Below are 5,418 nucleotides of genomic sequence, written 5' to 3'. Positions count from 1 at the left end.
GTGCCTCGCTCCGGCTGTCGCCGCTGCTGGCGGACCTGATCCCCGCCCAGGCGCCGCGCGCCGGGCAGGAGGGCGGCCCCGTCCGGGACGACTCCTCGCTGGGCCGGCAGCTCGCCGGTCTGCCCGAGGCCGGGCAGCGCGAGCTGCTCCTGGAGGTGCTCGCCAGGCACGCCGCCGTCGTCCTCGGCCACAGCTCCCCGCCGGTGATCGACCCCGAGCAGCCGTTCAAGGAACTGGGCTTCGACTCGCTGGCCGGCATGGAACTGCTCCTGGCGCTGGGCGAGACGCTGAGTCTGCACCTGCCGTCCACCATGCTGTTCGACTACCCCACGCCCGCCGCGCTGATCACCTACCTCCGGGACGAACTGGTCGACGACGAGGCGCTGCCGGCCGTCGCCGCCACGGCGGGGACCGTGGAAGCCGCCGGGTCCGCCAAGACCGCGGAGGCCGCCGGGACCGCCGGATCCGGGGACACCGCCTCCGACGACGACCCGATCGTCGTCGTGGGGATGGGCTGCCGCTTCCCCGGCGACGCCGGTTCGCCGGAGGAGCTGTGGCGGCTGGTCACCGAGGGGGTGGACGCCATCGGGGCGTTCCCCTCGAACCGCGGCTGGGACCTGGACGACATCTTCGACCCGGACCCCGAGGTGCGCGGGAAGACCTATGCCCGTGAGGGCGGCTTCCTGTACGACGCCGACCGCTTCGACGCCGAGTTCTTCGGCATCAGCCCCCGCGAGGCCCTGGCGCTCGACCCCCAGCAGCGACTCCTGCTGGAGACCGCCTGGGAGGCGTTCGAGTACGCGGGCATCCGGCCCGACACCCTGCGCGGCAGCTCCATCGGCGTCTTCGCCGGTGTCGTCACGCAGGAGTACGCGTCGCTCACCTACCAGGACGACGAGCCCGTCGACGGCTACCTGCTGACGGGTACGACGGCGAGTGTGGCCTCCGGCCGCCTCTCCTACACCTTCGGCTTCGAGGGCCCGGCCGTCACCGTCGACACCGCCTGCTCCTCGTCGCTGGTGGCGCTCCACCTGGCCTGCCAGTCGCTGCGCAACGGCGAGTCCACCATGGCCCTCGCGGGCGGTGCGACCGTCATGGCCAACCCCGGCATGTTCATGGAGTTCAGCCGTCAGCGCGGCCTGGCCCCCGACGGCCGCTGCAAGTCCTTCGGGGCGGGCGCCGACGGCACGATCTGGGCCGAGGGCGCGGGCATGGTCGTACTGGAGCGCCTCTCGGACGCACGGGCCAACGGACACACCGTCCTGGCCGTGATCCGGGGCTCCGCCGTCAACCAGGACGGCGCCTCCAACGGCCTCACCGCCCCCAACGGCCCCTCCCAGCAGCGGGTCATCAACGCCGCTCTCGCCGGAGCCGGGCTCACCCCGGACCAGGTCGACGCGGTCGAGGCCCACGGCACCGGCACCACCCTGGGCGACCCGATCGAGGCGCAGGCCCTGCTGGCCACGTACGGGCAGAACCGTGAGGAGCCCCTGTGGCTGGGCTCCTTCAAGTCCAACATCGGGCACGCGCAGGCCGCCGCCGGCATCGGCGGGGTCATCAAGATGATCCAGGCCCTGCGGCACGGCGTCCTGCCGAAGACCCTGCACGCCGACGAGCCCAGCCCGCACATCGACTGGAGCACCGGCAAGGTACGGCTGCTGACCGAACCTCAGGTGTGGCCGGAGACGGACCACCCCCGCCGCGCGGCCGTCTCCTCCTTCGGCATCAGCGGCACCAACGCCCACCTCATCCTGGAGGCCGCACCCGCGACCGAAAACGCCCGGGCCGAGCAGGGGCCGGACCTCCCGGAGGGCACCGTCCTCCCCTGGATCCTGTCCGCCAAGACCGAGCAGGCCCTGCGCGCCCAGGCGCAGCAGCTGCACGACCTCCTCACGCTCGACCCCGACCTGCGTCCGGACCGGGTGGCCCACGCGCTCGTCACCACCCGCAGCCTGTTCTCGCACCGGGCCGTGGTCCTCGCGGACGGGCACGAGGCGTTCGCCCGGGCCCTGGACGCCCTCGTCCTCGACGTCCCGTCCCCGACCGTGGTGCGCGGTACGCCGCTGCCCGGCAAGACGGCGTTCCTGTTCACGGGTCAGGGCGCCCAGCGCGCGGGCATGGGCCGGCACCTCTACGACAGGTACCCGGTGTTCCGGGACGCGTTCGACGAGGTCTGCGCCGTCCTGGACCGCCACCTCGACGCCGAGCGGCCGGTCAAGGACGTCGTCTTCGACGACGACGCGACGCTGCTGAACCAGACCCGCTACACCCAGGCCGGCCTGTTCGCCCTGGAGACCGCGCTGTACCGTCTCGTGGCCTCCTTCGGCATCACGCCCGACTACCTGGCCGGGCACTCCATCGGTGAGATCGCCGCGGCGCACGCCGCCGGGGTGTTCTCCCTGGAGGACGCCTGCCGCCTGGTCGCCGCCCGCGGCACCCTGATGCAGGCCCTGCCGGGCGGTGGCGCGATGGTCGCCGTCGAGGCCACCGAGCACGAGGTCGCCCCGCACCTGACCGAGCGCACCGGTATCGCCGCCATCAACGGTCCCCGCGCGCTGGTCGTCTCCGGCGACGAGGCCGATGTGACCGCCCTCGCCGACCACTTCGCCGCGGAGGGACGGCGCACCAGGCGGCTCACCGTCTCGCACGCCTTCCACTCACCGCGCATGGATCCCATGCTGGAGGCGTTCGAGCGCGTCGCCTCGGCCCTGACCTACCACGCGCCCTCCCTTCCCCTCATCTCCAACCTCACCGGCCGGCCGGCCGACCCCGACCACGTCACCACCCCCGCCTACTGGGTCCAGCACGTCCGCGAGGCGGTCCGCTTCGCCGACGGCATCAACACCCTGCACACCAACGGGGTGCGCCACTACCTCGAACTGGGTCCCGACGCCACCCTCAGCACCATGGCGCAGGACAACCTGCCCGACGACACCGACACCACGCTCACCCCGCTCCTGCACCGTGAGCGCGACGAGCAGCACACCCTGCTCGCCGCCGTGGCCACCCTCCACACCCGCACCACCGTGCCGGTCGACTGGGCTCCGCTCGTCACCGAGCACGCCACGCCGTACGCCCTGCCCACCTACCCCTTCCAGCGCCAGAGCTACTGGCTGGAAGCGGCCAGGCCCGCCCTGGGCGCCGACGGGCTGGGACTGACGGCGACCGGCCATCCGGTGCTGACCACCCTGGCCGAGCTCCCCGACGGGGGCGGGCACCTCTTCACCGGCCGGATCAGCGGGACCGATCCCGCCTGGGTGGCCGAGCACATCATCTTCGGCGCGATGATCGTGCCCGGTGTGGCCTTCGTCGACCTGCTCCTGCACGCGGCGCGCCACGTCGGCTGCGAGCACATCGAGGAGCTGACCCACCACGTGTTCCTCTCCGTGCCGGAGAGCAGCGCGCTCCAGCTGCGGGTCCTCGTCGAGCCGGCGGACGACCTCGGACGGCGCTCCTTCACGGTCTACTCCCGGTCCGAGGACGCACCGTCCGAGGCCGACTGGACCCGCCACGCCACGGGGGCGCTCGCTCCCGAGCGCAAGGAGGTCTCCGCCGCGATCGACGTGCTCGCGGACGAGGTCTGGCCCCCGGCCGGCACGGAGGCCGTGGACACGGAGGAGTTCTACCGCCGGGTCACCGGCGCGGGCTTCGGCTACGGACCGCTGTTCCGCAGCATGCGGGCGGCCTGGCGGGACGGCACCACGACGTACGCGGAGGTCTCCCTCCCCGAGGACGCCGACCCCGGTGCCTTCGGCATCCACCCCGGTCTGCTCGACTCGGCCCTCCAGCCGGCGGCGCTGATCCCCGGGGAGGACGAGGCGGGCGACTCCATCCGGGTGCCGTTCTCGTGGGCCGGAGTGTCCCTGCACGCCACCGGCGCCAGGGCCCTGCGGATCCGCCTGCTGTGGCCCACCGACGACACCGTGTCCCTGGTCATCTCCGACCAGACGGGCGCGCCGGTGATGACGATCGACTCCCTGATCATGCGGACGGTCGGTCCCGACCAGCTCGCCGCCGCGCGGGCCGCCGACGCCGGAGAGCTGTACGAGGTGGACTGGCTCGCCGTCCCGGCGCCCGAGGGCGACGCCCTGGGCGCGGCCGGGACGACGTGGGCGGTCGTCGCCGACCCGCAGGAACGCCACCTGGCGGCCTCCCTGTCCCGGCTCGGTGCCGCGGTCGACATCCGGCCGGACGCGGTGACGCTCCCGGCGGTGCGGGAGGACGGGACCACCGGGCCGGACGTGTTCGTCACCTGGTGCGTGTCCGAGCCGGGCACCGACCCGGTGGAGGCCACCCGTTCCCTCACCCATCACGTGCTCGGCCTCGTCCAGGCGATGGTGGCCGACGAACGGGAGGACTCCCGTCTGGTGGTCCTCACCCGGGGCGCCATGTCCACCGGTACCGGTGACGGGCCGGCCGACCTGGCCGCGGCCGCGGTGTGGGGACTGATCCGCACCGCCCAGTCGGAACACCCCGACCGGTTCGTCCTGGTCGACCTCGACGGCTCGGACGCGTCCCTGCGGGCCCTCCCGGCGGCCCTGGCCTCCGCGGAGCCGCAGCTCGCCCTGCGCGACGGGAAGCTCCTGGCTCCCCGCATCGGCCGTGCCCGCGGCGGCGCCGCCGGGCAGGACACCCCGCCGGCCCCGTTCGACCCGCAGAAGACGGTGCTCATCACCGGTGGCACCGGCGCGCTGGGCACGCTCCTCGCCCGGCACCTGGTGGACACGTACGGCGCCAGGAGGCTGCTGCTCGTCAGCCGCAGCGGTGCGCGGGCGGGCAGCGACATCGTCGCGGAACTCGCCGGGCTGGGCGCGGAGGTCACGATCGCGGCCTGCGACACGGCCGACCGGGAGGCCCTGGCGGCCCTGCTCGCGGAGCTGCCGCGGGAACACCCGCTCGGCGCCGTGGTGCACTGCGCGGGAACGCTCGACGACGGCATCGTCACGGCACTCACCCCCGAGCGGTTCGACGGGGTGCTGCGTCCGAAGGTGGACGCCGCCTGGAACCTGCACGAGCTGACCCGGGACATGGACCTCGACGCGTTCGTGCTGTTCTCGTCGGTGGTCGGTGTCCTCGGCTCCCCCGGCCAGGCCAACTACGCCGCGGCCAACGCCTTCCTCGACGCGCTCGCCCGGCAGCGGCGGGCGGACGGGCTGCCCGCCAAGTCCCTCGCCTGGGGCCTGTGGCAGACCGGCATGGCCGACACGCTCGACGAGCAGGACCGGGTGCGGATGAACCGCAACGGCCTGCTGCCGATGCCCGCGGACCAGGCGTTCGGGCACTTCGACGCGGCGTTCGAGGCGGACGCGGCGGCGCTGGTACCCGCCAAGCTCGACCTCGCGGGCCTGCGGGCCCGTGCCGCGTCCGCCCCCGTGGCACCGATGTTCCGCGGACTGGTCCGCGCGCCCCTGCGCAGCG

The 5,418-nt window shown here is 73.9% G+C and carries 1 protein-coding gene; it reads left to right on the top strand.

Annotated elements, in window-relative coordinates; all coding sequences use genetic code 11:
• Window positions 1–5,418, top strand: a 5,418-nt coding sequence (locus HO151_RS06545) for a type I polyketide synthase (protein WP_173895146.1), incomplete at both ends; no start/stop codon positions are given.

The organism is Streptomyces sp. 8P21H-1 (genome assembly GCF_013302945.1).
Note: the sequence above shows the minus strand (reverse complement) of the source record. Positions and strands in the feature narration are given on the sequence as shown.